Annotated in this window: 19 protein-coding genes and 1 tRNA gene; 14 read left to right on the plus strand and 6 right to left on the minus strand. The window is 55.9% G+C overall.

Going from position 1 to position 26,474, the window contains the following annotated elements; all coding sequences use genetic code 11:
• The first annotated feature begins 208 nt into the window (after positions 1-208).
• The gene (locus tag OZX75_RS01165; protein WP_277146436.1) at positions 209-814 is read left to right on the plus strand and encodes an NAD(P)H-dependent oxidoreductase; all 606 of its coding nucleotides are present in this window, start codon (positions 209-211) and stop codon (positions 812-814) included.
• Between the two features lie 200 nt (positions 815-1,014).
• On the opposite strand, the gene OZX75_RS01170 is transcribed toward OZX75_RS01165, so the two are convergent.
• Together OZX75_RS01170 and OZX75_RS01175 are read right to left on the minus strand one after the other, a co-directional pair.
• The gene (locus OZX75_RS01170; RefSeq protein ID WP_525930254.1) at positions 1,015-2,445 is read right to left on the minus strand and encodes a CapA family protein; all 1,431 of its coding nucleotides are present in this window, start codon (positions 2,443-2,445) and stop codon (positions 1,015-1,017) included.
• An 82-nt stretch (positions 2,446-2,527) separates the two neighbouring features.
• Positions 2,528-3,148: a hypothetical protein gene (locus OZX75_RS01175; RefSeq protein ID WP_277146438.1), complete on the minus strand. Its 621-nt coding sequence runs from the start codon at positions 3,146-3,148 to the stop codon at positions 2,528-2,530.
• Positions 3,149-4,107: 959 nt separating this feature from the next.
• Between OZX75_RS01175 and OZX75_RS01180 the strand changes: the two genes are divergently transcribed.
• From OZX75_RS01180 to OZX75_RS01195, 4 genes are all read left to right on the plus strand, one after another.
• Entirely contained in the window at positions 4,108-4,644 is a 537-nt protein-coding gene (locus tag OZX75_RS01180; RefSeq protein ID WP_277146439.1) for an NADPH-dependent FMN reductase, read from the plus strand.
• 386 nt (positions 4,645-5,030) lie between these two features.
• The gene (locus OZX75_RS01185) at positions 5,031-5,669 is read left to right on the plus strand and encodes a CE1759 family FMN reductase (RefSeq protein WP_277146440.1); all 639 of its coding nucleotides are present in this window, start codon (positions 5,031-5,033) and stop codon (positions 5,667-5,669) included.
• Positions 5,670-5,902: 233 nt separating this feature from the next.
• Positions 5,903-7,324, plus strand: coding sequence for an NAD-dependent succinate-semialdehyde dehydrogenase (locus OZX75_RS01190; RefSeq protein WP_277146441.1), 1,422 nt, complete (start codon positions 5,903-5,905; stop codon positions 7,322-7,324).
• Positions 7,325-7,720: 396 nt separating this feature from the next.
• The gene (locus OZX75_RS01195; protein ID WP_277146442.1) at positions 7,721-8,365 is read left to right on the plus strand and encodes a sugar O-acetyltransferase; all 645 of its coding nucleotides are present in this window, start codon (positions 7,721-7,723) and stop codon (positions 8,363-8,365) included.
• Between the two features lie 195 nt (positions 8,366-8,560).
• On the opposite strand, the gene OZX75_RS01200 is transcribed toward OZX75_RS01195, so the two are convergent.
• The gene (locus tag OZX75_RS01200; RefSeq protein ID WP_277146443.1) at positions 8,561-10,519 is read right to left on the minus strand and encodes a right-handed parallel beta-helix repeat-containing protein; all 1,959 of its coding nucleotides are present in this window, start codon (positions 10,517-10,519) and stop codon (positions 8,561-8,563) included.
• A 220-nt stretch (positions 10,520-10,739) separates the two neighbouring features.
• On the opposite strand from OZX75_RS01200, the gene OZX75_RS01205 reads away from it, so the two are divergent.
• The 4 genes from OZX75_RS01205 to OZX75_RS01220 all read left to right on the plus strand — a co-directional run bounded on the left by OZX75_RS01205 (position 10,740) and on the right by OZX75_RS01220 (position 14,644).
• Positions 10,740-12,044, plus strand: coding sequence for an extracellular solute-binding protein (locus OZX75_RS01205; protein ID WP_277146444.1), 1,305 nt, complete (start codon positions 10,740-10,742; stop codon positions 12,042-12,044).
• 85 nt (positions 12,045-12,129) lie between these two features.
• Positions 12,130-13,071 carry a carbohydrate ABC transporter permease gene (locus OZX75_RS01210; protein ID WP_277146445.1) on the plus strand — a complete coding sequence of 314 codons (942 nt, stop codon included), beginning with the start codon at positions 12,130-12,132 and terminating at the stop codon, positions 13,069-13,071.
• A 2-nt stretch (positions 13,072-13,073) separates the two neighbouring features.
• The gene (locus OZX75_RS01215) at positions 13,074-13,904 is read left to right on the plus strand and encodes a carbohydrate ABC transporter permease (protein ID WP_277146446.1); all 831 of its coding nucleotides are present in this window, start codon (positions 13,074-13,076) and stop codon (positions 13,902-13,904) included.
• Positions 13,905-14,050: 146 nt separating this feature from the next.
• Positions 14,051-14,644, plus strand: coding sequence for a TetR/AcrR family transcriptional regulator (locus tag OZX75_RS01220; protein WP_277146447.1), 594 nt, complete (start codon positions 14,051-14,053; stop codon positions 14,642-14,644).
• A gap of 149 nt (positions 14,645-14,793) precedes the next feature.
• Here OZX75_RS01220 and OZX75_RS01225 read toward each other — a convergent pair whose 3' ends face one another.
• Complete coding sequence (locus OZX75_RS01225) at positions 14,794-16,314, minus strand: xylulokinase (RefSeq protein ID WP_277147569.1); 1,521 nt, start codon at positions 16,312-16,314, stop codon at positions 14,794-14,796.
• Positions 16,315-16,648: 334 nt separating this feature from the next.
• Between OZX75_RS01225 and OZX75_RS01230 the strand changes: the two genes are divergently transcribed.
• The 3 genes from OZX75_RS01230 to OZX75_RS01240 all read left to right on the plus strand — a co-directional run bounded on the left by OZX75_RS01230 (position 16,649) and on the right by OZX75_RS01240 (position 19,239).
• A complete protein-coding gene (locus OZX75_RS01230; RefSeq protein ID WP_277146448.1) occupies positions 16,649-17,872 on the plus strand; it encodes an ROK family protein in 1,224 nt (407 codons plus the stop codon).
• 409 nt (positions 17,873-18,281) lie between these two features.
• Positions 18,282-18,989, plus strand: a complete 708-nt coding sequence (locus OZX75_RS01235; protein ID WP_277146449.1) for an ECF transporter S component — start codon at positions 18,282-18,284, stop codon at positions 18,987-18,989.
• A 176-nt stretch (positions 18,990-19,165) separates the two neighbouring features.
• Positions 19,166-19,239 (plus strand) — tRNA-Ile (locus tag OZX75_RS01240).
• Between the two features lie 75 nt (positions 19,240-19,314).
• Here OZX75_RS01240 and OZX75_RS01245 read toward each other — a convergent pair.
• Complete coding sequence (locus OZX75_RS01245) at positions 19,315-20,526, minus strand: aldose epimerase family protein (protein ID WP_277146450.1); 1,212 nt, start codon at positions 20,524-20,526, stop codon at positions 19,315-19,317.
• The gene (locus OZX75_RS01250) at positions 20,523-21,383 is read right to left on the minus strand and encodes an AraC family transcriptional regulator (RefSeq protein ID WP_277146451.1); all 861 of its coding nucleotides are present in this window, start codon (positions 21,381-21,383) and stop codon (positions 20,523-20,525) included. Before OZX75_RS01250 ends, OZX75_RS01245 begins: the two co-directional genes overlap by 4 nt.
• A gap of 143 nt (positions 21,384-21,526) precedes the next feature.
• Between OZX75_RS01250 and OZX75_RS01255 the strand changes: the two genes are divergently transcribed.
• Entirely contained in the window at positions 21,527-24,874 is a 3,348-nt protein-coding gene (locus OZX75_RS01255; protein ID WP_277146452.1) for a DUF5107 domain-containing protein, read from the plus strand.
• 160 nt (positions 24,875-25,034) lie between these two features.
• Positions 25,035-26,372: an extracellular solute-binding protein gene (locus tag OZX75_RS01260; protein ID WP_277146453.1), complete on the plus strand. Its 1,338-nt coding sequence runs from the start codon at positions 25,035-25,037 to the stop codon at positions 26,370-26,372.
• The last annotated feature ends 102 nt before the right edge of the window (positions 26,373-26,474 follow it).

Raw genomic sequence — 26,474 nt, forward strand, 5'->3', positions numbered from 1 at the left:
GATAGTGTATTTCGCATCAAATGGTGAAGCCGATACTTCGTTTGTAGCATATAGCGCAACAAACAAACCCTCAGGTGAAGGACATTTAACGTCTAATAGCGCTTATTGATGCCGCATCAGTAACGTATGGCGTTACAAACGCGGCGCGTAACTGATATCACCAAGAATTTGTATGAATTGTTAGTGGGCTTCTCCTACAATAAGAATCATGACCAATTTCTTAGCATTTACCGCGAATCCGGAACCGGCATCACTGACGCAGACCGTTGGCAAGGCGTTCCTTGAGGGCGCGAAGACAAAAGACCCGTCGGCGGGCACCGAGTTCGTCGACCTGCACGCCATCGGGTTCGACCCGACCTATCGCATGTCCGACCGCAAGCAGTACCTCGACGAGGCACCGATGCCCGACGACGTGGCCGCGCTGCAGAAGAAGATTCTCGAAGCCGACGTGATCGCGCTGGTCTTCCCGGTCTACTGGTGCCAGATGCCCGCGATGATGAAGGGCTTCACCGAGCGCGTGCTCTGCCGCCATTTCGGCTACAACCCCGACGGCAGCAAGTCCGCGATCGCCGACAAGAAGTTCCGTGTCATCATGCTTACCGGCAGTTCGGAGCAGTGGTACCGCGAGTCCGGCATCCACGACGCCATCCACAAGCAGGTCATCTATTACATGTTCCACCACTATTGCGGCGTGGACGACGCCGAGCTGGTCTACGTCGACAACCTCGAGATGGGTGACGATTCGCCGAAGGCCCGCGCGGCCGTGGCCAAGCAGATCGAGCATATCAAGGAGCTTGGCGCTTCGATGGCGTGAGCGTCTAGGCGCGCGAGTCCTTTGAATGCATGCCAATAAAGGATATGAGTAAAGGCCGCAGAAAGCTGGATGAATCAGTTTTCTGCGGCCTTTTGTTGTCGAGGTTGCTTACGGTGTAGCGCCTACCGAGCTGTAATCGAAGTCTGCTTGTTGCAGCCGTGACCGCAAAGCTTCGCAAACGATGCTTGTAGCTGTTGTTCCTACTTCTTCTGTTGTGTTTGCTGCTGTGGTTGCGGCTGTTTTTGCGGCGACTGCTGTTGCTCGTCGCTCAACCGCCACTCGTGTACGACATTGCTATCGGCGCCGAGCGAATAGATGATGGTATTGATGCGTTGTTCCTGCTGCGTGTCGGTCTGCTGGCTCCAACAGTAGCCGTCGGGATGGTCGCCCGAAATCGGACACCATCGGTACTGCCCCTGCTGCATATTGGCCGTCGGTACCCAGTCGATGCGGTTGACCCGCCACGTGCCGGGCTTGCCGCGCTTGCCCGCGAACTGGATGCGCGCGCTCACGCCTTGGTTGTTGACCTCGTTGCCGGGGATGTAGGAGGTGACGGTCACCGCGTTGCCGAGCCCGTAGACAATCCACGTATTGTGATACTTTTCGATCGGTTGCGCGCAGTGGCAGCCGGCGCCGTAGATGACGTCGAACGCACCGGTATCCGCGAGTTCGTGCGCTTCCGAGATCTGCCAGGAATCGGCCTTCGTCAGATATTCCTGCACCGAATGCATCGCGATCGCCACCACGTCCGCACCCTGCTGCCGTGCCGCCTTGGCCTTGGCGACGGCTTTCTGGATGTCGGATTCGTGGTTCGGGTCGCCAGCCTCGCGCAGCCGGTCGACTTGCCAGTCGTGGTCGGCGGTCATCCCGTTGAGGGAGACCGTTCCAGTGATCAGCCCGAGCTTGCCGCCGCCGGTGGGGGAGTTGATGACCAGCGGTTTCTTCGAATCCTCTTCGGTCTTGTACGATCCGGTCTGCGCGATGCCGTCAGCAGCCAGCGTATCCCACAGTCGCGCGATGCCGGCGCTGCCCTGATCCCAGGAGTGGTTCGTGCCGTGCGTGCACGCGTTATAGCCTACGTGCGCCGCGGCGTCCGCGACCTCCGGGGGAATATTGAAGATCGGGTAGGCGGAATACGGCCCGCCGCGAGGCGCGATAGGCGTCTCGAACTCACACACCGAGATGTCGGACCGCTGGATATACGGCTTCATATTCGCGAAGAGCGGGTCGAAGTTGAAGGCCGTGCCGTCGGTCGCGCTCGGATTGTTCTGGAAATGCTCCCACAGCCCCTCGTGGAAGAGCAGGTCGCCGTTGACGAACAGGGCGATGCAGTCCTGGTCCGGGCAATCGGGGGAGTTGCCGTGGTGCGTGGTCACCGGCTTCGGTGTGGTTTTCCTGCTGACGGCGACGTTCGACTCCGCGTTGTCGCTGGCCGTCGTGGAGGCGCTGTGGCTGCGCATGCCGAAGAACAACGCCGCACCCACGGCCGCCAGAACGACCAGCACGAGAACGCCCGCCCCCACGAGCCGAAGCACCGATGAGCCTCTGTGAGCTGAGGCGGTGCCTGCAGAACCGTTGATATGCCGTGGACCGTGTCGGGGATTGGACTTCATCGTGTCATTCTCTTTCATCTGCTTGTTACTGCTTTTCTCTGCCTTCAACAATACACTTTCGACGGTTGCACAAGGATCTGCCGTGTTCTGTTATCGGTATTCAGAAGCGATCATATCGATGCGCGGCGTGACGAGCCATCCACGGGTCTGGGGCATAAACGGCGGTCGCAGGCACGCTTTGTCCGTTCCGGTTTTTGAAGATGCCGTCATCGGTTTTGTATATTCGGCTATCCGATATCGCTTTCAAAAAGGCGTTGGTTGCCTCGGTCGTTTCGTATGGATATGGGGTGGTGCACCACGTCGGATCGGCTTCGATGATGATAGGTTCAATCCCTGGAATCGAGAGGCGAGGATTCACCGGTTCTGGGTTTGCTGGCTCGGCGTTTGCCGGTTTCGTATTTGCTGATTTTGGATCCTCTGACTTTCCGTTCGTGCGTTCCGTGTTCCCTGACGTCACGTTTGCCGGTTCTGTATCTGTCGATTCTGCATTTGCTAATTCCGCATTTTTTGCGACACCGCTGGTATTCCGGAATCCGACGATGATACTGGCATTATCCAGATGGCTTGCCTGCGCAGCCTGCGTCGCGAACGATTCGGCAATCGTTCGGTAGGATTCGTGGAATCGCGCGCCGTCGAACACGGTGAGAACGTCGTGGCTGTCTTCGTCAAGAGAACGATGAACGCAATATCCGCAGGATTCCACGGCCTTGCCGCCGTCCACGATGACGCACCATTCCTCGCCGATGCCGTCGATATGGGTATTGACGGTAATCAGGGAATCGTCGGGAGCCCGGCGCAAGGCATCCTGCAGCTCACGAAGATTTCGGCGTGCGGCCCTGAACTCGGGCACCCGTCCGCCGCTCAGTTGCGACCACGGGCGTTCACCCAGGCCATCCGGCAATTTGGTCCAAGAACGAATTTGCGAAACCGGTGCGGTAAGTACCTTTCGTCGTGTGAACTCCCAAGGCAATGTTTCGAGCCAATCGGCGGCCGGAGCCTCAAAAAGCAGCGGCGGCAAACCCTTCCGTTCCCGCCACGCATTGTTCGCAATCAGCAGGTCGGGAGTTATCCACACGGCGGCGTCGTCGCCGACTCCGCGAGCCGGTTCGAATCCGTAATCGTACGTAGCCTTCCAATAATCGGTAGGATTTCCCGATTGCGGGCGTATTGCCGACGTTGCTGTCGGCTTTGGTTCGTTGTTTTTGGAGTTAACTCTTGCGGAAGCCATACGCGATTGTGAGCTATCAGTCATGTGAGCTTTGTCGAAATAGCCTCTGAAGGCCTCCTGAACCCAGGAAAGCGGGCTGATGACGGTCAGATCGGCGCTCAATTGTCCTCGTTTCGGATAGATGTTGCTCGATGACTTAAAGTCTAGCGACGAGGTTTGAAGAGTGCTCATCCATTGTGGCGGTTGGGGTTGGAGGCGGGATTGCCGCGTATGTTTCGGGAAAATAATTAGACACTTTGTCTTCCTTCGATTTATTCCCGCTTATCCCGTGGCGGAATATGACAGCTCTTCGATAAGTGCTTAGTATTGCCAGTAACAAGCTCACGTATTGCAATATGGTACGCACGGCCACAAGGTGGCTGGGCTTGAGATATGTGGAGAGCCGACTTGGGCAACCCGGTTTCGGCTCGTGGAAACGATAACGAACAAATGACAAGAACCAAGGAGCAACAATGACCAAGATCGCCGTTTTCGTAGGATCCCTGCGTGAAGATTCCTATAACAAGAACCTCGCCAAGAACATCGAGCGCCTGTCGCCCGAAGGCGTCGAGTTCGACTACATCGACATGAACCTGCCGCTCTACAACCAGGACCTCGACGAGAACCTGCCGCAAAAGGTCGTCGAGATGAAGCAGACCGTCGAAGCCGCCGACGGCGTGCTCTTCGTCACCCCGGAATACAACCGCAGCTTCTCCGGCGTCATCAAGAACGCCATCGACTGGGCCTCCCGTCCGTGGGGCAAGAGCTCCTTCGCCGGCAAGCCCGCCGCCATCATCGGCGCTTCCATGGGTGCCCTCGGCGCGACCCAGGCCCAGCAGGCCCTGCGCAACGTCGTCCTCTTCCTCGACATGAAGCTCATGGGCCAGCCCGAGCTCTACTTTAACGCCATCACCGGTCTGGACGAGCGCGGCTTGGTCGTCGAGGCTTCCGAAGACTTCCTGCGCGGTTTCGCGCAAGCTTTCGCCAAGCACGTTGAGGCCAACAAGTAAGCGTGATTTCAAGGTATCGTTTCGTCACGTTGCCGGCGTTCAGGCGTCGTGACGAAACCGGGCATTCGAAACCGTATGCCCACAACCGGATTCCGCAATCACGTATGTGGATGGTGGATTGCGGAATCCGATATTGAATATGCAGCTTCTATCAAGTGCCTGATGCTTTGTTGCGCTATAATTTGCGTGTGACGGCGTAATGTGAACACAATCACGTTTTCCTTTGTGTTGCCTGATGTTTTGGCCTCGCTTTGGACGTATGAACGTGGTACGTTAGCAAGTAGTTATCGGGTACTTGAATTACCGAATGCTGTGCCTTTGCGGTGCGCCTGTAGGGTTTGAAGCAAAGAACAAAATTGAAGTTGTCAGGTGTAGGGAGGAAAACCGTGAGTCCTGAGGAGACGACAGACATTGTGACGCTGGCCGCCAAGGCTGAGGCCGAGGTGAAGCAGTACCGCTTGACGGTGGTCAATGCCGGCATTTCGGAACCTTCCAGCACGCGCAGGCTTGCCAAGGAGATCACCGATAAGGCCCAGGCATATCTTGAGGCTCGTGGCAAGGTTGTTGTCGTCGAGATGGTCAATCTTAAGGGGCTTGCCGAAGACATAGCCAAGGCTTCGGTGACCTTTGAATCCAGCAATCGGCTTGAGGAAGCCAAAACCGCGGTTACCGTCGCTGACGGCCTCATCGTGGCCTCACCGATTTACAAGGCTTCGTATTCCGGGCTGTTCAAGGCGTTCTGGGATCTTGTTCCTCGCGACGCTATCACCAACATGCCGATGGTTTTGGCCGCGACCGGTGGCTCGAACCGCCATGCCTTGGTGCCCGACGTCGTGATGCGCGGCTTGTTCGCGTTCTTCCGCGCCGTGCCGACGGCCACGAGCCTGATGGCCACGAAGGAGGATTTCGGTACTCCGGAGCTGGAAAACCGCGAAAGGCGTGCCGCCACGGAGCTGGGCGCGTTGATGCTTTCCGGTGTGCGGCATGAGCCCGTCGATGAGCCCAGTGAAGGTTTGAATTGGTGATTTCGGCAAGCTTTAGGGGTTTGGTCTGAATTCCGAGATTTTTTCCGTTCCGTTATCGGCCTGTTGTCTGTGGATGACAGGCCGATAATCTGTTTGTGTGGCTTGTCCGTGGGGGATTTCGGGCATTTCGCTCGGCGATGATTATCTCGGCTTCACGTTCGATTTACGCTGGACGAATTTTCTCTGGATACACCTTTGTAGTATGATAAATAAACACCTACAAGGAGGTAGCTATGGTTTATCAAACCGTCAATCCATATACCAACGAATTGGTAAAGGAGTATCCGTTCGCAACCGATGAGGAGTTGCAGGACACGATCACGTTGGCCGACAAGACCTTCCATGACATGTTGAGTCAGCCGATCGCCGAGCGCGCCAAGATCCTGCACAAGGTCGCGGAGCTCTTCCGCGAGAAGTCCGACGAACTCTCCGAGATCTGCACGGTCGACATGGGCAAGCTGGTGGGGGAGTCCGCCGGTGAGGTCGAGCTGTGCGCGATCATCGCCGATTGGTTCGCCGATCACAGCGAGGATCTCTTGAAGCCGGACAAGCTCGACAGTATCGTCGCCGGAGATGCACAGGTGCTGCACCAGCCTGTCGGCGTCGTGGTGATGGTGGAGCCTTGGAACTTCCCGTACTATCAAATCATGCGTGTGTTTGCGCCGAACTTCATGCTGGGCAACACGATGATCCTGAAGCACGCTTCCAATACCCCGACCTCGGCCAAGCGGTTCTGCGAGGTCGTCGAGGAGGCCGGAGCCCCCAAGGGTGCGCTGACCAACATGTTCCTGACCTACGATCAGGTCACCAAGGCGATCGAGGATCCGCGCGTGCAGGGGGCGGCGCTCACCGGCTCCGAGCGTGGCGGCGTCGCCGTCGCGGGTGCCGCAGGAAAGGCGCTGAAGAAGAGCACCATGGAGCTGGGCGGTATGGATCCGTTCATCGTTCTGGGTGACGCGGACATGGACGCTCTCGCCGACATCGCGTGGCGCGTCCGCCTCTACAACGCCGGTCAGGTCTGCACCTCGGCCAAGCGCTTCATCGTCATGGACAACGTCTACGACCGCTTCGTCGACGATATGGTCGAGGCCTTCTCCAAGGTCACCCCTGGCGACCCGATGGATCCCAAGACCACCATCGCCCCGATGAACTCGAAGCGCGCCAAGGAGAAGCTGCAGAATCAGTTCGACGAGGCCGTGGCTGCGGGCGCGAAGATCGCCTACCAGTTCCCGGAGATCGATTCGAAGGGCCAGTTCTTCCGTCCGGCCGTCCTCACCGACATCACCCCCGACAACCCGGCTTACAAGACCGAGATGTTCGGTCCGGTGGCGGCGATCTACAAGGTCCACAGCGAAGAAGAGGCCATCGCGGTCGCCAACGACAACCCCTATGGGCTGGGCGGTATGCTCTTCTGCGGCGACAAGGACCATGGCGCCGAGGTGGCCGCGAAGGTCTACACGGGCATGATGTTCGTCAACACCCCGCTCGCCTCGCTGCCTGACATCCCGTTCGGCGGCGTGAAGCTCTCCGGCTATGGCCGTGAGATGTCGCGTCTGGGCCAGATGGCGTTCACCAACGACAAGCTCTTGGTCACCGCCGACCACTTCGACAAGACCAACGCTCCCGGCGCGCTCTTCGCCGCGCAGGACCTGTGAAGCAACGCCAATGTGCGTCAGGTGATAACGATCTGATTGAGACAGTTCCAAGAATTTGGGTACCGAGTGAATTCTGCTCGGTACCCAAATTGTTTTATACCAATTCAATCGTTGGAATTTCACCTAAATTGATGCCTGAGTCGGGGCATTCGCAGCTTGATTCCCCCATGCGGCCATGGCTTGCGTTCGGTCGAGAGGGGTTTAGGCAAGTCGGAGTTCTCTGTGAGACCAGACGTCTAGGGCATTTCGTATATAATTAATTCGTTTGACTTAAAGGATGAAAAACAATATCATATTGGTGATGCCAAGAAGAATCAGGACTCGCATGGGCATAGCAAGTACCGATTGCGGCAGGATGTCCGTGAAGAGATAACGATTGCGAGGAATCAAAGCGCCATGGAAGACGAAGTCGAAGAGCTGAAAGCGAAACACCCTGACTTTGCGAGACTGTTCGACGATGAATGGCTGCAATATCGCAAGTCCGAGATTCTGCCGAAGCTGACCTGGCAATCGCAATCGACCTGCGCGAAGATCAACCGGATCTATTTCGACGATCCGGACGAGGCGATGCGGCTATTCCGCAAGCTGGTGCCGGGGGCGGAGGAGGGTGTCGACTTCCGGCCGCCGATCCATCTGGATTATGGGCTTGGGCTGAAAATCGGAGCGCGGACGTTCATCAACATGGATCTGCTGATCGTCGGGGGAGGGCCGATATCCATCGGCTCCGACTGCCTGATCGGCACGCGGTGCAGTATCTGCACGCCCAATCACGCGGTGCCCATCAAGCCGCGGCTGGAAGGCTGGCAGCACAACGAGGACGTGGCCATCGGCAACAACGTCTGGCTCGGCAGCAATGTGGTGGTCTGCCCGGGCGTGACGATCGGCGACAACTGTGTCATCGGTGCCGGTTCCGTGGTCGTCCGCGACATTCCCGCCGACAGCGTTGCGGTCGGCAACCCCTGCAAGGTGATTCGCCAGGTGCCTAAGGACTGGAGTGCAGATGAATGGAAAGCGGCCACAGGCGAGACGGACGAAGCGTGATTATGGCTGCGGCAGCAGAATGAATCAAACGTGATTATGGCTGCAGCGTTTGGATGAATCAAACGTAAAGAGCAAGCGTAAAGAGCGCGGTGCATTTTCGGTAGAGGAAACAGATTCGCCTCGTTGATAAGAAAGCCGGCATCTGGACTAGACCAGATACCGGCTTTCCCGACGTTCAACCCTGATTTGTCGGGATCAGAACACGCGGATTCCATCTTTTGCGGTATCCAAATTCGCGAACGGCCCCGGAACCGGATGTTCGCCGCGAGGATTGCCGGCTATGTCGGTATCGATTTTCAACGGGCTTCCGTCCGGGTTCTCGTAGGCTTCGCCTGTGATACGCGGTGTGCCCAGTAGCTGTGTATCCACAATCGAGGTTCGGACGTTCGGCGTCTCCGGAACGGAAAGCGAGCACCACACGCTTCCATCGTCCTTTTCTTCGATGGCGATGTCGATTGCTTCGCTGCTACTGTAGCTGTGCTCTTCACGGTTGTAATGTTTAGTGCCGTTGTAGTAGGCGTTGCCATCGATATAGGCAGGCTGCGGGACCTGCTCGAATATATCGACGTCTCCGCCGCCCATGGCGTGCACCCGCTCGATGAATTCCTGCGTGCTGGCCGGTGCGCCGTCGTAGATTTCCGTGCCGCGGGTATCGGTACCTGGTAGCACGGCAGATCCGGTGAAGACATTCTGATAGAAGCGGTCATCGTTGCCGTAGACGCAGGCGGTTCCAAGCAGTTTTGTCGAATGCGGCAAATGATAGGGCGTGAAGCGGTCCGGAACGGTGATTTTTCTGGTCGATCCGCAGAAAATGTTGTGGACGAAGGCGCTGCCTTGGGCCGCGTTGTCGAAGTTATAGTCCGAGGCGAAGATGTTGTTGTCGAACAGGCACGGGCCGTGCGTCACCTCGATCATGAAGTCGCGGACGTTATCGTGGTAGACGTTTCTGGTCACCCTGGTGCCCTGGGCCTGCCAGTCGAGCCAGGTGCCGAGGATGCAATCGTGGATATCGTTGTTGATCAGCCGCACATCGATGCCCGCATGAAGCTTGATACCCGCGATTTCGTGGCCGAAATACTCGTATTTGATGCCGATGTTGTAGATTTTGTTGTGCTCGATGGTCGAGAACGCCCCGCCCATGTTGCCGACCACGCCGTTCTGCCCGCAGTCGTGGATGACATTGTTGCGTACGATATGCGACCCGACTGTCTCCTTGTCCCAACCGATATGGCGGCCGCGGAACACGCCTTCGAGCTGGCATTGGTAGCCGGGTTTGAGGCCTCCCAGATACGATTCGTTCTCGCCGGTGGAGGCTTCCTTGCCAAGGCTTACGGCGCTGCATTTGGCATCGTGGATGTCGTTGTCTTCGATGATCCAGCCCTTGCTCCAATGCGGTCCGATGAGCCCGGGCTGGTCTGCGGTCGGCGGGGCCCAGGGGCAGGCCGCCTGGCACAGCTCGAAGCCGCGAACGGTGATATAGCCGATGCCTGTCTTGTCGGGGTAGAAGCACTCCTTGCGGACGTTGAATTCCGTGGATTCCTTGTTGGGGTCAAGCTGGTGGAAATTGCCCCAGATCGTCGTTGTGTCTGCGTTGACTTGCGCATACCACTGGTAAACGGTGTCGTCGGCGTGGGGGATGGACAGATCGATCTTCACCCAGTCTGGCCCGGGGCCGTATGCCCGGCGTTCTGCTTTGGCCATGTCTTCATAGGTCCGGGCCTGATACATTGACTTGCCGTTGATATAGACGTCGCCGAGGCTCAGCTGCCAATCGTCCGGGTCCGGGCTTACCAGCCAGTCGCCTTCCAAAGGTTGTGCGTAGGGGTTGAAGTCGCCAAACAGGGTGTTCGGAACCTCGATGTGCCAGATACCTTCGCCATCGGCCTGCCAAGTGCTGGCCTTTTCGGCACCGGAAATGACTGCGTGCTCGCCTTTCGCCACTTCGTAGGTGATGCGCGCGGTGCTGGTCCCGGCGTTTCGGGGATTGACCCTTTCGCGGTACATGCCGCCGTGCACCAAGACGGTGTCGCCCGGCAAGGCGATGTCTGCGGCTTCCTGGATACGGGCAAACGGATGAAGTTCCGATCCGTCCGCCGGCGATCCGGCGTCGGCCGAAACGTGGAGAGTGGTCGGGTGAGTTGCTGCGGATACCATATATATTCCTTTCGATAATCTGCACTTCGTTGTGGGATGTTCCATCTAGGACGGAAGTCATGCCGGTGCATCTCTATACGACGATTACATCATACAACATATCACTTATTAATTTGCACTTAATAACCATTAAGTATATACTGTTTTTGTGCTCAAGGTGAGCGCGACCCCATCGTTGTGGGGGTCTAAAGCAGTTTGTTTTGACTCGAGGAGGAGCAAGATGAAGACAACGGGTAAAATTACAGCTCTCATTGCAGCGGCATCGATGCTGGTCGGCATGGCCGGTTGCGGATCGACTCCGGGAGGGGGATCCGCTTCCAGCGATGGCGCGACCATGTGGGGCATCAGCGACAACAACTTCGGCCCGACGAAGCAGGCTGTCGAGCAGTGGAACAGCAAGCATTCCGACCAGAAGATCAATGCCGAATACTTCGCCAACGATTCCTATAAAAAGAAGATCCGCACCTCGGTCGGCGCGGGTAATGCACCAACGATGATTTACAGTTGGGGCGGCGCGACCTTGAGGGATTATGCCAAAGCCGGCGAGATCACCGATGTCAGCAAGGATCTGAATTCGACGGTCAAGTCGAAGGTCTTCAAAGCCGTTGCCGACGAAGGCTATATCGACGGGAAACTGTACGGCATCCCCACCCAAGGCGTTCAGCCCGTGGTGCTTTATATCAACAAGAAAGTGCTTGCCGACGCGGGCGTGAAACAGGCTCCCAAGACCTGGGACGAACTGCTTGACGCCGTCGCCAAGCTCAAGGCCGCCGGCAAGACCCCGATCGCTTTGGCTGGCGGAAGCCAATGGCCATATCTCATGTGGGCGTCGTATCTTGTCGATCGCATCGGTGGCCCTGAAGTCTTCCAGAGGGTGGAAAAGGGTGAAAAAGGGGCTTGGAGCGATCCCGCTATCACGCGTGCGATGACCATGATTCAGGAACTGGTCAAGGCCGGAGCCTTCGGCAATGTGTATTCGTCGATGACCGCGGACGATCGCAAGGACACCTCGATGATCGTCAACGGAACCGCCGGAATGGAGCTGATGGGTTCGTGGACTTTCCCTGATTTCAAGGCCCTTTCAAAGGACTTCGCCGATTCCCAGCTTGCCTTCGCTCCTTTCCCCTCCGTGAAGGACGGCAAAGGCGACCCCAAGGATTTGACCGGCAATCTCACCAATTACTGGTCGGTCTCTTCCAAGGCGAAGGCCTCGCAGCAGAAGAGCGCCATCGCCTTCCTGAAAGACACCACCTACAGCAGCTCGATGGTCGATCAGATGCTCAAGATCGGCGCTGTTCCACCGGTGAAGAACATCGAAAGCAAGGTCAAGGCCGCAGATGGCAAGATTGGGTTCTACACGTGGGTCTATGACGCCATGGCCAACACCCCTGCGTTCCAGCTTTCCTGGGATCAGGCGTTGCCCAGCGCCCAGGCCGAAGCGGTGCTCAACAATCTTGAACAGGTGTTCCTGCTTTCGCAGACTCCTGACCAGTTCGTCGAAAAGATGAACGCAACCATCAAGTGACGGACTTCGGTTCGTGTTCCGGCGGGTATGGCAGTGATGCCCGCCGGAACGTCAATCGATGATGATTCCGATTGAAGGAGAAATTTTGGGACGTAAAAAAATATTGGAGGATGGCGACACCGCGAGAAGCACCGGGAAAACCAAACACCGTTCGGGTGTGAGGGTTGGTCCTTCCATGTGGTACGCGGTTCCGGCATTGGTCTTGTTCGGCATTTTCGCGGTCATTCCGCTTTTTGGCGTGGTGATTCTTTCGTTTATGAATTGGGACGGTTTGGGGGCTGTGACTTTCAACGGATTGGGCAACTGGAAACGCATGCTGGCCGATCCGTTGGTGTTCAGCGGTCTGAAACTCACGATTATCCTGACGGTGGTCAGCTGGGTGCTCCAGACGATTCTGTCGGTGCTTTTAGGCGTGTTCATGGCTGGAAAACAACATTATCGTTCCTTCCTTGCCGTATTCTATTTCCTGCCTCTGCTGTTCAGCTCGACGGCGGTCGCGATTTCGTTCAAAAACCTGCTCGATCCGCAATACGGCATCGGCAAGGCCTTCGGGTGGCCATGGCTTCAGCAGAATTTCCTGGGTAACCCCAAAACCGCGCTGTGGGTGCTGATCCTGGTCGTCTCGTGGTGCTTCATTCCGTTGCACTCGCTGCTCTATCAGGGTGCGGTCCGCCAGATTCCCGCGAGCCTTTATGAAGCTGCGGAAATCGATGGAGCGGGAACATTGAGGCAGTTCTTCAATATCACCTTGCCGCAGCTGAAATACACCTTCGCCACGGATTCGACGTTGATGATCGTCGGCTCGTTGACCTACTTCGACTTGGTCTATGTGATGACCGGTGGCGGGCCTGCCAACTCGACGCGAATCCTGCCGTTGGATATGTACATCCGAGGGTTCAGCAGCTATGACATGGGTGGTGCAAGCGTGGTCGGCGTCATCATTCTGGTGCTGGGCATTGTGATCTCGCAGTTGCTCAACAAGATTTCAGGGTCCGACAAAATGGAAAGTCAAATGGAAGGCGTCTGATCATGATAACCATTGGACACAAACGTTACAATATCATCGGCGGGCTGCTCGGCTGGATCTGGCTCTTCATCATCATCGTGCCGATCTACTACATCGTGATCACGTCTCTGCGCGACCAGATGGCCATTTTCAGCGACAATCCGCTCTCGATTCCCAAACATGTCACCTTTTCGGCATACCAGCGCGTATTCCAGAACAACTTCCTGCTCTATGTGCGCAATTCGGTGATCGTCACGCTCGTGACGGTGATCCTGATTCTCGCGGTGACCATCCCGGCCGCCTATCTCATCATCCGTCGTACGGATGTATGGTCTCGCAGAACGTACAAACTGGTCATTTCCGGTCTTGCGATTCCCATGCAGGCCACCATCATCCCGATCTACTACATCATCATCAAAATCGGTCTGTACGACACCTTGTGGGCGTTGATCTTGCCGTCGGCGGCCTTCGCCATACCGATTACCGTCATGATCCTGGTCAATTTCCTACGCGACATCCCCTCGTCCCTGTTCGAGGCGATGGAGGTCGACGGAGCCTCTGAGTTCTCGATCATGGTGCGTCTGGCCATTCCCATGGTCAAACCGGCGCTGATCACCGTTTCGATTTACGATGCGCTCAATGTGTGGAATGGGTTCCTGTTCCCCTTGATTTTGACGCAAAGTGCCAAGAACAGGGTCATACCGCTTTCGCTCTGGCAGTTCCAAGGGCAGTTCACCGTCGACGTCCCGGGTATTCTGGCCGCTGTCGTGATTTCCGTCCTGCCGATTCTCGCAGCCTACATTGTGGGCAGAAAGCAGATGGTGGCAGGCCTCACCGCCGGTTTCACTAAATAGTTAGTGGGGGAAAGGTACGATAGAGGGGTTTGAATGTCGGTGTCATTCATTCCCCTCTATTCTCATCTGATGGGGAGAGCTACTATGGCACTAATATTTCACTATTGAAAGGACTCGGCATGCCTCGGCGTAGTTCAGCCCAAAAAATGACAAAGGAACAGCGCAAGACCAGTATTCTGCGCACTGCAAGCTCTCTGATATCGAATTATGGTTTTTGGGGATTGACTATACGCGAGGTGGCGGAAGCGGAACATATCACGGAAGCCGGAGTCCTCTATCACTTCGGATCCAAGGAGAAACTTCTCCTTGCCGTAGTGGAATACAACGACAGGATGGTCAGCAACGACATCGCGAAGCAGCTGGGGATCAAGAAGGATTTGTATGAAGTGCATACCATCGGAAGGGAATATCCGGTAGGTATCCACGATCTGACCATTGCTACGGCAAAGGTGAACACCAAGCGGGTTGAATTTGTGCGTCTCTATACCTTGCTTCAGGCCGAGTCCCTTAATGAGAACCATCCCGCTCATGAGTTTTTCATGAATCGTGAGCAGAGCGTGCTTGAAGAATATGCGATAGCCAGTAAACGCGATGGTGCGAAAAATCCGGAAGAGACGGCCAGGCAGGTTTTGGCTGCGATGGATGGCCTGCAATTCCGTTGGCTGCACAACCTGGAAGGTATGGATTTTGTGGTCGAGTGGGAAAAGATACTGGAGCTGATTCTTCCGAGCAAGGGCTGATAAACCCGCAACGGAGGGGACGGGTATGTTCCTGTTTCTCGGTTTTGGCGAACGTTGTTGAAGTTCTTCTATAGTTCAGGATTGCCGTGGTCTTCCAAAAGACGAGAACGCGACAATCCTGTTTGCTTATGGTGTCTGATGAAAGGCTTTTAGTTTCGTGCCTTCACGTAGGCCTCATAGACCTGCGGGGTCGGCTCGGCTGTTTCGGTACCGTCGATCTTGAGGTTCCATTGCGGGGGATTCTCGTCCTTGCCCAAGACCCACGCGGCCTGGCGGGCGGCGCCGATGGCGACATACTCGTCGGTGGCCGGACGCGTGACGCTCATCCCGAAAATCGCCGGACCCAGGGTGCGTACGGCCTCGGACTTCGCGCCGCCGCCGATCAGGAGGATGCGCTTGACGCTGCCGCCGAGCCCCTTGATGATTTCCAGGCAGTCGCGTTGCGAGCAGAGCAGGCCTTCGACGAAAGCACGGGCGAAATTCTGTTTGGTGGTGTTGGCGAGTGTCATGCCACTCAGTGTCGCATTGGCGTCCGGACGGTTCGGGGTGCGCTCGCCGTCAAAATAGGGGACCAGGGTAAGGCCGCCCGCACCGGGTTCGGCCTCAAGGGCGAGCCGTCCCAGCTCGTCGTAATCCACGCCCAGTGCCGCGCAACCGGCGTCGAGGATGCGTGAGCCGTTGATGGTGCAGGCCAGCGGAAGATAGTGTCCGGTGCAATCGGCGAAACCGGAGACCGCGCCGCTCAAATCGTACACCGGGTTTTCGGCGATGGCTGCTGCCACTCCCGACGTGCCGAGCGATACGCTCACATCACCCACCGACATGCCCAGGCCAAGCGATGCCATGGCGTTGTCACCGCCGCCGGGCCCGATCAGGCAGCCGCCATCGACGGACGCGCCGGCGACGGCGGAAGCCGCCTTGACCGGTGCGCTGTCGTGAGGACCGAGGACCTTGGGAAGGATGACATCACGACGGCCGAGAACCATCTCGATCAGGTCGTAGCGGTAGATGTTGTTGGCGGAATCGAAGTAGATGGTGCCCGAAGCGTCGGAACGGTCGGTGAAGAGAGCATCCAGATGGGCGTCCTCGCCAGCCTCCACCGGTCCGAAGCCTGCGATGCGCCAGCTGAGCCAATCGTGCGGCAGACAGATCGCCGCGATTCTTGCCGCGTTTTCCGGCTCGTTTTCGGCCACCCAGGCTAGCTTGGTCAATGTGTATGAGGCGACGGGCGACGAACCCACAGCTTTCACCCAACGTTGTCTGCCGCGTGCCACCACGTCTTCCGGCTCGTCCTCGCCGGTACGTTCCGGCGCTCCAAGCCGCGTGATGAGGTTTTGCGCCTGCGGCGCCGAACGCGTGTCGTTCCAAAGCAGCGCGTCACGAATCACCCTTCCGCGTTTGTCGAGCAGCACCATGCCATGTTGTTGGCCGCCGACAGCCAAGGCCGACACATCGTCAAGGCCGCCGGCCTGTTTGCTGGCTTCAAGAAAAGCCTGCCACCAGTATTCCGGATCGACGCTGGTGCCGTCGGGGTGTTTGGCCTGCCCGAAGCGCACGAGTTCGCCTGTATCGGCGTCGGTGACGCGGACCTTGGTCGATTGTGTCGAGGTGTCGATTCCTGCCACCAACGTCTGGTGAACGGAACCGCTTTGTGATTGTTGCTCGATCATCATTCCTGCCTTTCTGGTTACGCCGGACACCGCTACGTGCCTGTACTGCCGCGTTTGAAACGAGTCTACTGACAATCCATTTGTGGATTATACCGGCCATATTAGTTAAATCAATAGATTATTTCAATGGTACCGTGTTTCTGCGGTTTTCACAATCGTGTATCGAAGATATCGGCCGTGCAAGGACAGGGCCAAAATATGATGGATGACCATTCGTGTCCTAGGGATAACCATTGAAATAACCGGAACGGGAAGGCGACGATCTGAGCCATGGTTGCGCGCGGTATTTCGTCCCGGCTGATACAGTGAACATATTGTTTAGAAAGAGGCGGTTATGGCGCTGAAAAGTATCAATCAGGATGATTTGCGTAATCACAATCTTTCGGTGGTCCTCTCCACGCTGCTCCAATCGCCCAAGCCGATGAGCCGTGCCAAGCTTGCGAAGGCCACGGGGCTGACGAAAGCCACGATGTCGCTTCTGGTGCCCATGCTGGTCTCTTCCGATGCTCTTGAGGAGGGGACGCCGGTTTCCGCGGGCACGACCTACGGCAGGCCCAGTACTCCGTTGAATATTTCCGGCCGGCGCTTCTGCTCGATAGGGCTGCAGATCAATACCGATGGATATGGCTTCATCGTGCTGGCGCTTGACGGTTCCGTGGTGGCCGAACGTTGGGTGAGCCGGTCTATGGAGGCCAGCGATCCCGATGAGGTCTTCGCCCAGCTTGACAAGCTCGTGAGCGTCGGCGAGCAGGAAATCGGCAAGAAGGGCTTACGTCTCGTCGGTACCGTGCTGGCGCTTCCCGGACTCGTCACCGACGATATGATGCTGTTGTCCGCCAAAAATCTTGGTTGGAAGCAATTGGAGCTTTCGCGGTTCAACGTGGTCAAACGGCTGGATGCGCTGGTCGACAACGAGGCGAATCTGGCCGCTTTGGCGCAGATACCGGGGTATGCCACACCGCGAAACAGAAAAAGCGTGGTGGGCCCGACCGACTCGTTCATCTATATCTCCACGGATATCGGCATCGGCGGAGCCGTGGTTCGGCATGGCCAGGTCGACCGCGGTGATTCCGGGTTCGCCGGCGAGCTCGGCCACGTCTCTGTCGCGCTTGACGGGCCGCAATGCACCTGCGGACGTTGCGGATGCCTGGAAATGTACGCCGGGCGCAAGGCCTTGGTGGAGGCTTCCGGCGTCGCCGATCCCGGGGTCTCGACACGAATGGAAGCGGTGGACGAGGTGCTTGCCCGTTACAAGGCGCACGACGACCGCACCGTAGCCGCGGTCGACCGGGCGGTGCGTGCTTTGACATCCGTGCTTGCGTCGTCCATCAATATCCTTGATATCGATACGGTCGTTCTGGGCGGTCTCTGGGACAGGTTCGGAAAGACGCTGACCCGCAGGCTCAGTCATGAGCTTGAATTGCAGATATTGAGTTATCCCGAGGTGCAGCCACGGGTGTTGCTGCCCGACGTCAATACCCGGCCCGCGCTTTTGGGGGCGGCGAAAGTGGGGTTGCGCAGGTTCATAGACAATCCGCTTGCGTTCATGAACTCCTGAAGGTAGCGTCAGCCGTTCTGCCATGGCTCGCTTGGTATGTATACATGATTACTTTTCGATTCTTGGTTTCCGTGATTTTCCAAGAAGGGCCAACGATTTTGGGTAGGCCATAACCAGCGTCGATAGCACGGAGGGTGTGCCGGCAAAACCGATGCTGATAGAGTGGCGGTTGGCGTCTCCGCCCGAACTGTGCAGGTCAAGGGGCGTCGAGGTTAACACGCTGTGCACAGTTTGAATGCAAGGAACTACTGTGGACGACTCTGCCCCCAATACCAAATTCCCGAATGATACGGATCAATCCGCGAACGAAAACAGACCGAGAACGGATCAGAAATCGAACGGACAAACGGATTTCGGACGATACGTTTCCGCGCAATCCGAGGCTTCTTTGTCGTCGGATTCTTCTTTAATGACTACTTCAAACGTTCACGGGTCTTCGGCACCCTCCCAACCAACGAAGGCCCAAACCGAACTTGAATCCAGGTCCTTCTCCCAACCCGCTTCCAAGCCCATAGTCGTTTCGGTTTCGCGTTTGCGCTGGCGTGCTGCGGACATCGCCCTTGGCGCGGCACTTGGTGTGGCTTGTGGCGTTTTCTTCTGGGGATTTAATTTCGCCTATGCGTGGATCGCCCCGCTGCTTCGCGCCGTCCTTCCCGGCATCACCAGCCTGTTTCACGCGTTTTGGTATTTCTCCGGTCCGCTGGCGCTGCTCATCATCCGCAAACCCGGTGCCGCGATGTACGTCGATATCATCGGCAGCCTGACCGAAACGCTGTTCGGCAATCAGTATTCCTTTACTTTCGTCTTTCTTTCGGCGCTTTTACAGGGATTGTTTGCGGAGGTCCCCTTCGCGATTTTCCGTTACCGGAAGTTCAATCTGCCCCTGAGCGTCGCCTCCGGTGCTCTGACGGCGGTGGAATATGGTTTTTATGTTCTGCTCACACGTTTGCAGGGTGTTGCCCTGGTCAGTCCGCGAGGCCTGACCCATATGACCTGCGAAATCATCGGTGGCATACTCATTGCCGGGGTGATGAGCTGGTTCCTCTACCTTGCCATCGCCAAAACCGGCGCGTTGGACCGTTTTGCCTCCGGCCGCGCGGTGAGAAGCAGAAAATAGGATTCGGCGCATCTGGTTTTGCTTCAGCGATACAGTTCTTGTCGCCGCGGCGGAAGATGGCATGATTCGGTGTTTTGGCTCATTGCCTTACCAATGTCCGATACGGATGTTCGAACCCGCCGGCGAATCACTGGTCAGAGCGTTTGATAAAGTAGGTAAGTTGGTTTTGCCAACGTGGGGCTTTAGCTCAGTCGGTTAGAGCAGCGGACTCATAATCCGTCGGTCCAGGGTTCAAGCCCCTGAGGCCCCACTCATTGCCTTTATGTAATTATTATCGTTTTACAATAACTCCCAGTCGGAGCGTCGGCTTCTGTTTTGCTGTCTGCTATTCGTCGAAAAATTGGTATCTTACATTGAGCCGGTAGTGTTCTTGGGCTTGGAGAATCGGGCTGATTTGGGTTGTATCGTTGATTGCGTTCGGAGCGAAGCCCGGTTCGAGGCATAACCCGCTTGCGGCTTGATAGTGGTGTCCGTCTCTGCCGAGCATGGGAGGAAGAAAACCGGCGGTATAGAGCAGAATGCATGGGGAATTGGCGTAGACGTTCATGCCAATTCCTGATTGTGGTGCCCGGACCTGTGCCAGAAGACGTTGCGCGGGAATATCGTGGGATCCTTCGCGCACATATTCGGTTGCAGCCGGGCGGATGTTTCTTTTCTCGGCCCCTGTATCGGTCTCAGCAGTCTGATTCGATTTCCGTGTTTTCCGCTGCCCCTTATCTGCGGCTTGCTCGAATACGAACGTATGGTTGTATCCGTGCCCGATTCGCAATTGCTCGTTACGGGTTTCGCGTTTTTGCGCCTTCTCTATGGCAATGGGTGAACGGAAATCCATCGGCGTTCCTGCGACGGGTCGTGCGCCGCCAGCCAAAGGCACGAACTGTGCGTCGGTCGGCAGATATCCTGTGGCCGGAATATGCAACAGATGATTATCGATGGTTCCTTGTCCTTCCCCTTCCAGATTCCAGTAGATGTGGGTCGTGAGGTTTGCGATGGTCGCCTTGTCGGCGACGCCTTCGATATCCAGTCGCAGTTCATTGTTGTCCATCAGGGTATAACATGCCTTGATACGGAAGTTTCCCGGGTGACATTGATCCATATCGTGGCTGAACAAACTGAAGGTGAGAGATCGGCCATCTGCTTTCGTGCAATCCCAGATTCTGCGTTCGTATCCGTTCGGCCCGCTGTGGTTGCTGTTGCGGTTTTCATTGGCATCTAGAACGTATCGATGGCTGCCTATCGAATATTGTGCGTCTTTGATGCGATTGGCGTTTCGGCCGATGATAGCCCCCATACAGCTTTCGTCGTTTTCATACTGTTTGGCATCACCCAGCCCAAGCGCGACGTCGACCGGTGTTCCGTCACGGTTCGGCACATACAGGGCCATCAATCTGGCACCGTAATCCGTCAGCAACGCCTTCATCCCTGTGCTTGCGTTGGCGATGATGAATTCCTTCGGCTCCGGCTGGACATCGGTATCATCTGCGCCGCTGAAAGTGTGATTGCAGTCGCGTTGTGATTTTGCGATTTGATGGTTCATTCCTTGATCATGCTCCTGTTGCGGAATTCCATGGGCGACATTCCCGTTTTCCGTTTGAACAGGGCGCAGAAGGCGCTGGTGTCCGAGAATCCGCACTCCGCGCACAGCTGTTTCAAAGGGATGTTGGAATTGATCAGCCGGTATTTTGCGGCATGCATTCTTGCGTCGAGGAGATAGGCGTGAGGTGTATAGCCTGTTTCTTTTTTGAATACCCGTATGAAATGGTATTCGCTCATGAACGCGTTCTGCGCGAGTTGTGTGACGGTGAGCGGTTTTTCGAGGTTCGAGGCGATGAACGTGAGTACGTCGTCGATATCGTGCGGCTTGCGTTGCTTCGTATTTTTCTGTTCTTCGGTGCCGATGACAAGTTCGGTAAGGATATCGGTGATGTATTTCGACATTTGCGCTTCAGAAATCCTGGATTGAGAATGAAAGACATCGATGATATTCGACATCCTGGTCAGCGCACGGTTTGGGTTTTTGATGATGAAAACAGTGCCGAGTCTTGAGTGAATGAGATCGAAATATGGCCTTGACATGGTTCCGTCGAAATGGAGCCAAAGAACCTCGCATCCGGTTCTGGTCTCATAGGAGTGGAATCGGTAGCAATCCAGCAACACGAAATCGCCTTTTCGCGCAATCTGGGTTCCTTCGTGCGTCGAGATGGTGAATGTGCCGTCTCTGATATACATCAGCAGGAAACTGTCAAATGAGCTGCGTTCCTGCCGATATCCGCTTTCGTAGCGGAACAGGCCGATGCGCAGCGGATAGAAGAAGGTCGACGTCGCCGTTCTGCTCGGCGTGTAGATGTAAAAGTCCGACCTATTGTTGTCGATGTTGCGTTCAGCTGGCTTCATTGCGGCTCCATGATGCTGGTTTAATAGCAATTATTTTATATTCTAGGACAATTTTTAATGTTTACAAACCATTTCTCGACTTTATACTGGAGCAAGTTCGTAAATACAAAGAAGTTACGGATAGACAGGGAAGCGGGATAGAAATGTCAGTGACCATTGAAGATACGACGCTCATCATTCCTACTTATGAAGTCGGCCAACCGGACAGGAACCCGGAATTCATAGAGAAGCGTGTCTATCAGGGCAGCTCAGGCCGTGTCTACCCATATCCCGTCATCGAGACGATCAATGACGAATGCCATGACAAGACGTACAAGGCCGTCATCATCGAAAACGAATACCTCAAAGTGACCGTGCTGCCCGAACTTGGCGGGCGGATTCAGTATGCGACGGACAAGACCAACGGCTACGATTTCGTCTATCGCAACGAAGTCATCAAACCTGCTTTGGTAGGGCTGCTTGGCCCTTGGATTTCCGGGGGAATCGAGTTCAATTGGCCGCAGCACCACCGTCCCACCACATATCTGCCTGTCGATTACTCAATCGAGGATCTGGCCGACGGGGGCAAAGCGGTACTCTGCCACGATACCGATCAGATGTACGGCACGCAGGTGACGGCAAAAATCGCATTGCACCCGGGCAAGGCCTATATCGAGATATCGGCTCAGCTTTATAACGGTACGTCGCTTCCCCAAAGTTTTCTGTGGTGGGCGAATCCTGCGGTTCCCGTCAACGAACATACCAAGACGATCATGCCACCAGACGTCACGGCGGTGATGGATCACGGCAAGCGAGCCGTGAGCCGCTATCCGATTGCGACCGGTGTCTATTACAAGCACGATTATTCCGACGGTGTCGATATCGGCCGTTACAAGAACATTCCCGTCCCCACAAGCTATATGGCCGCACACTCGGATTACGACTTCGTCGGCGGTTACGATTTCGGCAAAGGTGCGGGCATCCTGCATGTCGCCGACCATCATATTTCCCCAGGTAAAAAGCAATGGACATGGGGATGCGGTGATTTTGGAAAGGCTTGGGACCGCAACCTGACTGATGCCAACGGCCCGTATGTGGAATTGATGACCGGCGTGTTCACCGACAACCAGCCGGATTTCAGCTGGCTGAAACCTTTTGAAGGCAAGACGTTCACGCAGTATTTCATGCCGTATAAAGCCGTCGGCCAGGTCAAAAACGCCAGTGTCGATGCGGCTGTGAACCTTGAGGTCGGGCCCGAGGATGTTCTGGGTGCCGCCGGTGAGAAGGAGGGCGTCGAGGCCCAAGGGCTCTCCGGCTCGCAGGGCAGGGTGACGGTATACGCGACGCAGGTTTTCAAGGATGCCACCGTAACGGTGAGAAGCAAAGGCGGGGAAGACTTGTTCTTCCGCCGTGCGACCCTCGGCCCCAACGATGTGTTCACCGCGGAATTCAAAACACAGGGCATGGCCAAAAGCGAGATAACGGTTCGCGTGTGCGATGCGGGCGGACGGGAATTGGTGTCTTACACCCCGCTTCCGGAAACGATTGCGAAAATGCCCGCTCCGGCCCAGGCCGCCGACCTGCCGGAGAAAATAGCGACCAATGAGGAGCTGCTGCTCACGGGTCTGCATCTTGAGCAGTACCGTCACGCCACATATAGGCCGGATCCGTATTATCTTGAAGGGCTCAAACGTGATCCGATGGACGCTCGTATCAACAACGCCTATGGCCGTCTGCTCCTTCGCCGTGGTGATTTCAGTGACGCCGAGCGTCATTTCCGCAAGGCGATCAAACGTCTGACCTTGAGAAACGCCCGGCCTTACGATTGCGAGCCATACTATAACCTTGGGGTTTCGCTGTTTTATCAAGGTGATTGCGACAAGGCGTTCGATGCCTTCTACAAAGCGACTTGGGACGATGCCCAGAAGGAACGCGCGTTGTTCTATATGGCTGCCATCGCCGCCAGACGCGGGGATTTTGCTCACGCCTTGGAATATGCGGACTCGGCGCTGACCCGAAACACCATGAATATCAAGGCTCGCGCGCTTAAGACGTACACGTTGAGAAAGCTGGGTCGGCAGGAGGATGCCTTGCGGCAAGCCGAGGCCAATCTTAAACTCAACGAATTCGATTTCGTCTCTGGCTACGAGGCGGTCCTGCTTGGTGCGGATTCCACGAGGCTGGCAAATTCGATGAGGGGCTTCTACCAGAATTATCTGCAGACCGCGCGCGACTATGCATTTTTCGGCGCATTGGACGAGGCTTTGGATGTGCTTGCACACAGTGATAAGAACCAGCCGATGGTCAGATATTATCAAGGTTATTATCTTCAGCAATCGGGTCGTACGAAAGAAGCCGAAAAAGCATTCCGTGCCGCGCAGGCCGCCCCGAGTGACTATTGCTTCCCGAACAAGCTGGAGGACATCGCCCCGCTTTCGGCTGCCATGCAGACAACCGACGAAAGCAAGGCCCCGTACTATCTCGGCTGCCTTTACTATGACAAGACGCTGTCGGAGAAGGCGATCGGTCTTTGGGAACATTCACGGGATTTGGACCCTGCTTTCCCCACCGTTCACCGCAACCTCGCGCTGGCCTACTTCAATAAACGGGGCGACGCCCAATCGGCACAAAAGGAGATCGAGGAAGCCTACAGGCTTGATCAATCCGATGCCAAGGTGTTTTTGGAATGTGACCAGCTTCATCGCAAGATTGGTTGGACATACGGCCAACGATTGGAGGACTTTGAACGGCATCCCGATGTTGTCGCCAGTCGCGACGACCTCACCATCGAATATCTGACGGTTTTGAATCAGACCGGTCACTGTGACTTGGCCTACCGGCTCATGGGTCAACGTCGTTTCCACCCGTGGGAAGGAGGCGAGGGCAAAGTCACAGGCCAGTATCGTATCTCGTTGACCCTGCTCGCCAAAGACGCCATGGCGGCGGGCCAATGGCAAAAGGCGAAGGAACTGCTGGAACAGGCCTTGACCTACCCCCATAATCTGGGTGAAGGCAAGCTTGAGGGGCAGAAGGACAACGACATCCATTACTATCTGGGAATCGTCTCTTCGCATTTGGGTGATCAAAAGGCTTCGACTTGCCAATTGCGGCAGGCAACGGTCGGTCCCGATGAGGTGAAAGGGGCCATGTATTATAACGACCAGCCGGCCGAAATGATCCTTTTCCAAGGACTTGCGCACAAAAAGCTTGGGGAGCGGGGAGCTGCCAACGCCCGGTTCTACCGTCTGCTCGACTACGGTGAGCAGCATCTTGACGATGAGTTCACCATGGATTACTTCGCGGTTTCCCTGCCTGATTTCCTTATCTTCGACAACGATTACCAGAAGATGAACCGTGTCCATTGCCTCTACCTTATGGGGCTGGCATATATAGGCCTTGGCAATCAGCAAAAGGCCGAAGATTTCCTTTCGCAGGCTTTGGCTCTCGACCCGAGCCATATACAGGCGAATTTGTTTGCTGACGATCTTGAGCGTCGGCATACATTGATCTGACGTGGACCGGTTCGGCATTTGATTCAATGCTCAATTGATCGGATAGAGCAACTTTTCACTATGTTAGAGCAAAATTTAAGGAGGAGAGAAAACAAATTCGAGTTACAGTAAATGGGAGATACGGGAGTTGTCCAGCTCCCGCAACTACAAGGAGGTAGAAATGAAGAAGATGGTAAAGGTGATGGCGATTGCCGCTTCGGTTGCCATGTTGGTGCCGATGGCAGGTTGCGGAAATTCCAGCAAGGGATCGTCTTCCGGAGCGAACGACAAGGATGTTTCCGGCAAGATCACCGTTTGGGGCTGGGGCGAAGGCATGGATCAGCTCGTCAAAGGCTTCGAAAAGGCGTATCCGAAGGTCAAGGTGAAATACACCAGTACAGGAACCGCATCGGAAACGGCGACAGGCCTGCAGAACGCCGTTGCCGCTGGTAAGGGCATCCCCGATGTCAGTATGCTGCAGGGCACTGATGTGGCCCAGTTCGCCATCGGCAAGAGCATTGATGATCTGAGTGCATACAAGGCAGAGAAATTCGCCGATGACTATTCCCAAGGAGCCTGGCGAAAACTGCAGGTGGAGGGCAAGCCGTTCGGCATGCCCATCGATTCCGGTCCTATGGCGTTCTTCTATAACAAGGCAATTTTTGACAAAGCCGGGATTTCCGATCCGCCGCAGACATGGGATGAATATTATGAGGATGCTCAAAAGATTCATGCGCTCGGCGATCAATACTTCATCACCAACAATTCTGGCAATAAGGACAGCTACAGCGAATTCAACGCGATGATATGGCAGGCCGGTGCCAACCCCGTGAAGGTGGATGGTGAGAACCTGACCCTCAATCTCACGGTCAAGGACAAAGCGATCAAGAAAGTGGTCGACTTCCAGCAGAAGCTCATCGATGAAGATCTGGTGAACACCAAGGTCGGCAATTGGACCGATGATTGGAACCGTTCGCTCAACGACGGAAGCGATGCTTCTCTGGCGATTGGCGGCTGGATGCCCGTCAACCTTGAGAATGGTGCTCCCGACCAGAAGGGCAACTGGCGTGTGGCGCCAATGCCGCAATGGGAGAAGGGAAGCAAGATGGGTGCCGAGGACGGCGGTTCGGCACTTGTAATACCAACCAAGGGCGATAACAAGAACAAGGCAGCCGCATGGAAGTTCGTGGAGTTCGAAACCCATGGCAAGGGTGCGCAGATCATGGCCGACACCGGCACGTTCCCGGCATTGAAGTCGATTCTTGATTCTGATGCGTTCAAGAACAAGAAGGATGAGTTCTTCGGAGGCCAGCAGGTCAATCAGGTGCTTTCCGAAGCCGCTGGCTATAAAGTGAGCGATTTCACCTTCCTGCCTTATAGCGCCTATGCCCAGTCGATTTATGGCGACTTCATCGCCAACGCATATTCCAAGAAGGACAAGCTTTCCAATGCTCTGCAGCAGTATCAGGACAAACTTGTCGAATATGGCAATGGACAAGGGTATTCGGTCAACAAGTAGCCGAAACTACTGTTGAAACGAATTTGCACTGGCTTCGGAAGCGTGAATCCTATGGTATTCGGTAGGTTCGCTGACGAAGCCAGTTTTCAAATACGATTGGTT

It is taken from the genome of Bifidobacterium sp. ESL0800, assembly GCF_029395355.1.
Taxonomy (GTDB): domain Bacteria; phylum Actinomycetota; class Actinomycetes; order Actinomycetales; family Bifidobacteriaceae; genus Bifidobacterium.

Coding starts and splice junctions, on each gene's coding strand:
- OZX75_RS01235 (WP_277146449.1), top strand. CDS start 18,282: ATGACTACTTCAAACGTTCACGGGTCTTCGGCACCCTCCCAACCAACG.
- OZX75_RS01165 (WP_277146436.1), top strand. CDS start 209: ATGACCAATTTCTTAGCATTTACCGCGAATCCGGAACCGGCATCACTG.
- OZX75_RS01230 (WP_277146448.1), top strand. CDS start 16,649: ATGGCGCTGAAAAGTATCAATCAGGATGATTTGCGTAATCACAATCTT.
- OZX75_RS01170 (WP_525930254.1), bottom strand. CDS start 2,445: ATGAAAGAGAATGACACGATGAAGTCCAATCCCCGACACGGTCCACGG.
- OZX75_RS01200 (WP_277146443.1), bottom strand. CDS start 10,519: ATGGTATCCGCAGCAACTCACCCGACCACTCTCCACGTTTCGGCCGAC.
- OZX75_RS01215 (WP_277146446.1), top strand. CDS start 13,074: ATGATAACCATTGGACACAAACGTTACAATATCATCGGCGGGCTGCTC.
- OZX75_RS01195 (WP_277146442.1), top strand. CDS start 7,721: ATGGAAGACGAAGTCGAAGAGCTGAAAGCGAAACACCCTGACTTTGCG.
- OZX75_RS01255 (WP_277146452.1), top strand. CDS start 21,527: ATGTCAGTGACCATTGAAGATACGACGCTCATCATTCCTACTTATGAA.
- OZX75_RS01260 (WP_277146453.1), top strand. CDS start 25,035: ATGAAGAAGATGGTAAAGGTGATGGCGATTGCCGCTTCGGTTGCCATG.
- OZX75_RS01180 (WP_277146439.1), top strand. CDS start 4,108: ATGACCAAGATCGCCGTTTTCGTAGGATCCCTGCGTGAAGATTCCTAT.
- OZX75_RS01220 (WP_277146447.1), top strand. CDS start 14,051: ATGACAAAGGAACAGCGCAAGACCAGTATTCTGCGCACTGCAAGCTCT.
- OZX75_RS01190 (WP_277146441.1), top strand. CDS start 5,903: ATGGTTTATCAAACCGTCAATCCATATACCAACGAATTGGTAAAGGAG.
- OZX75_RS01225 (WP_277147569.1), bottom strand. CDS start 16,314: ATGATCGAGCAACAATCACAAAGCGGTTCCGTTCACCAGACGTTGGTG.
- OZX75_RS01205 (WP_277146444.1), top strand. CDS start 10,740: ATGAAGACAACGGGTAAAATTACAGCTCTCATTGCAGCGGCATCGATG.
- OZX75_RS01245 (WP_277146450.1), bottom strand. CDS start 20,526: ATGAACCATCAAATCGCAAAATCACAACGCGACTGCAATCACACTTTC.
- OZX75_RS01250 (WP_277146451.1), bottom strand. CDS start 21,383: ATGAAGCCAGCTGAACGCAACATCGACAACAATAGGTCGGACTTTTAC.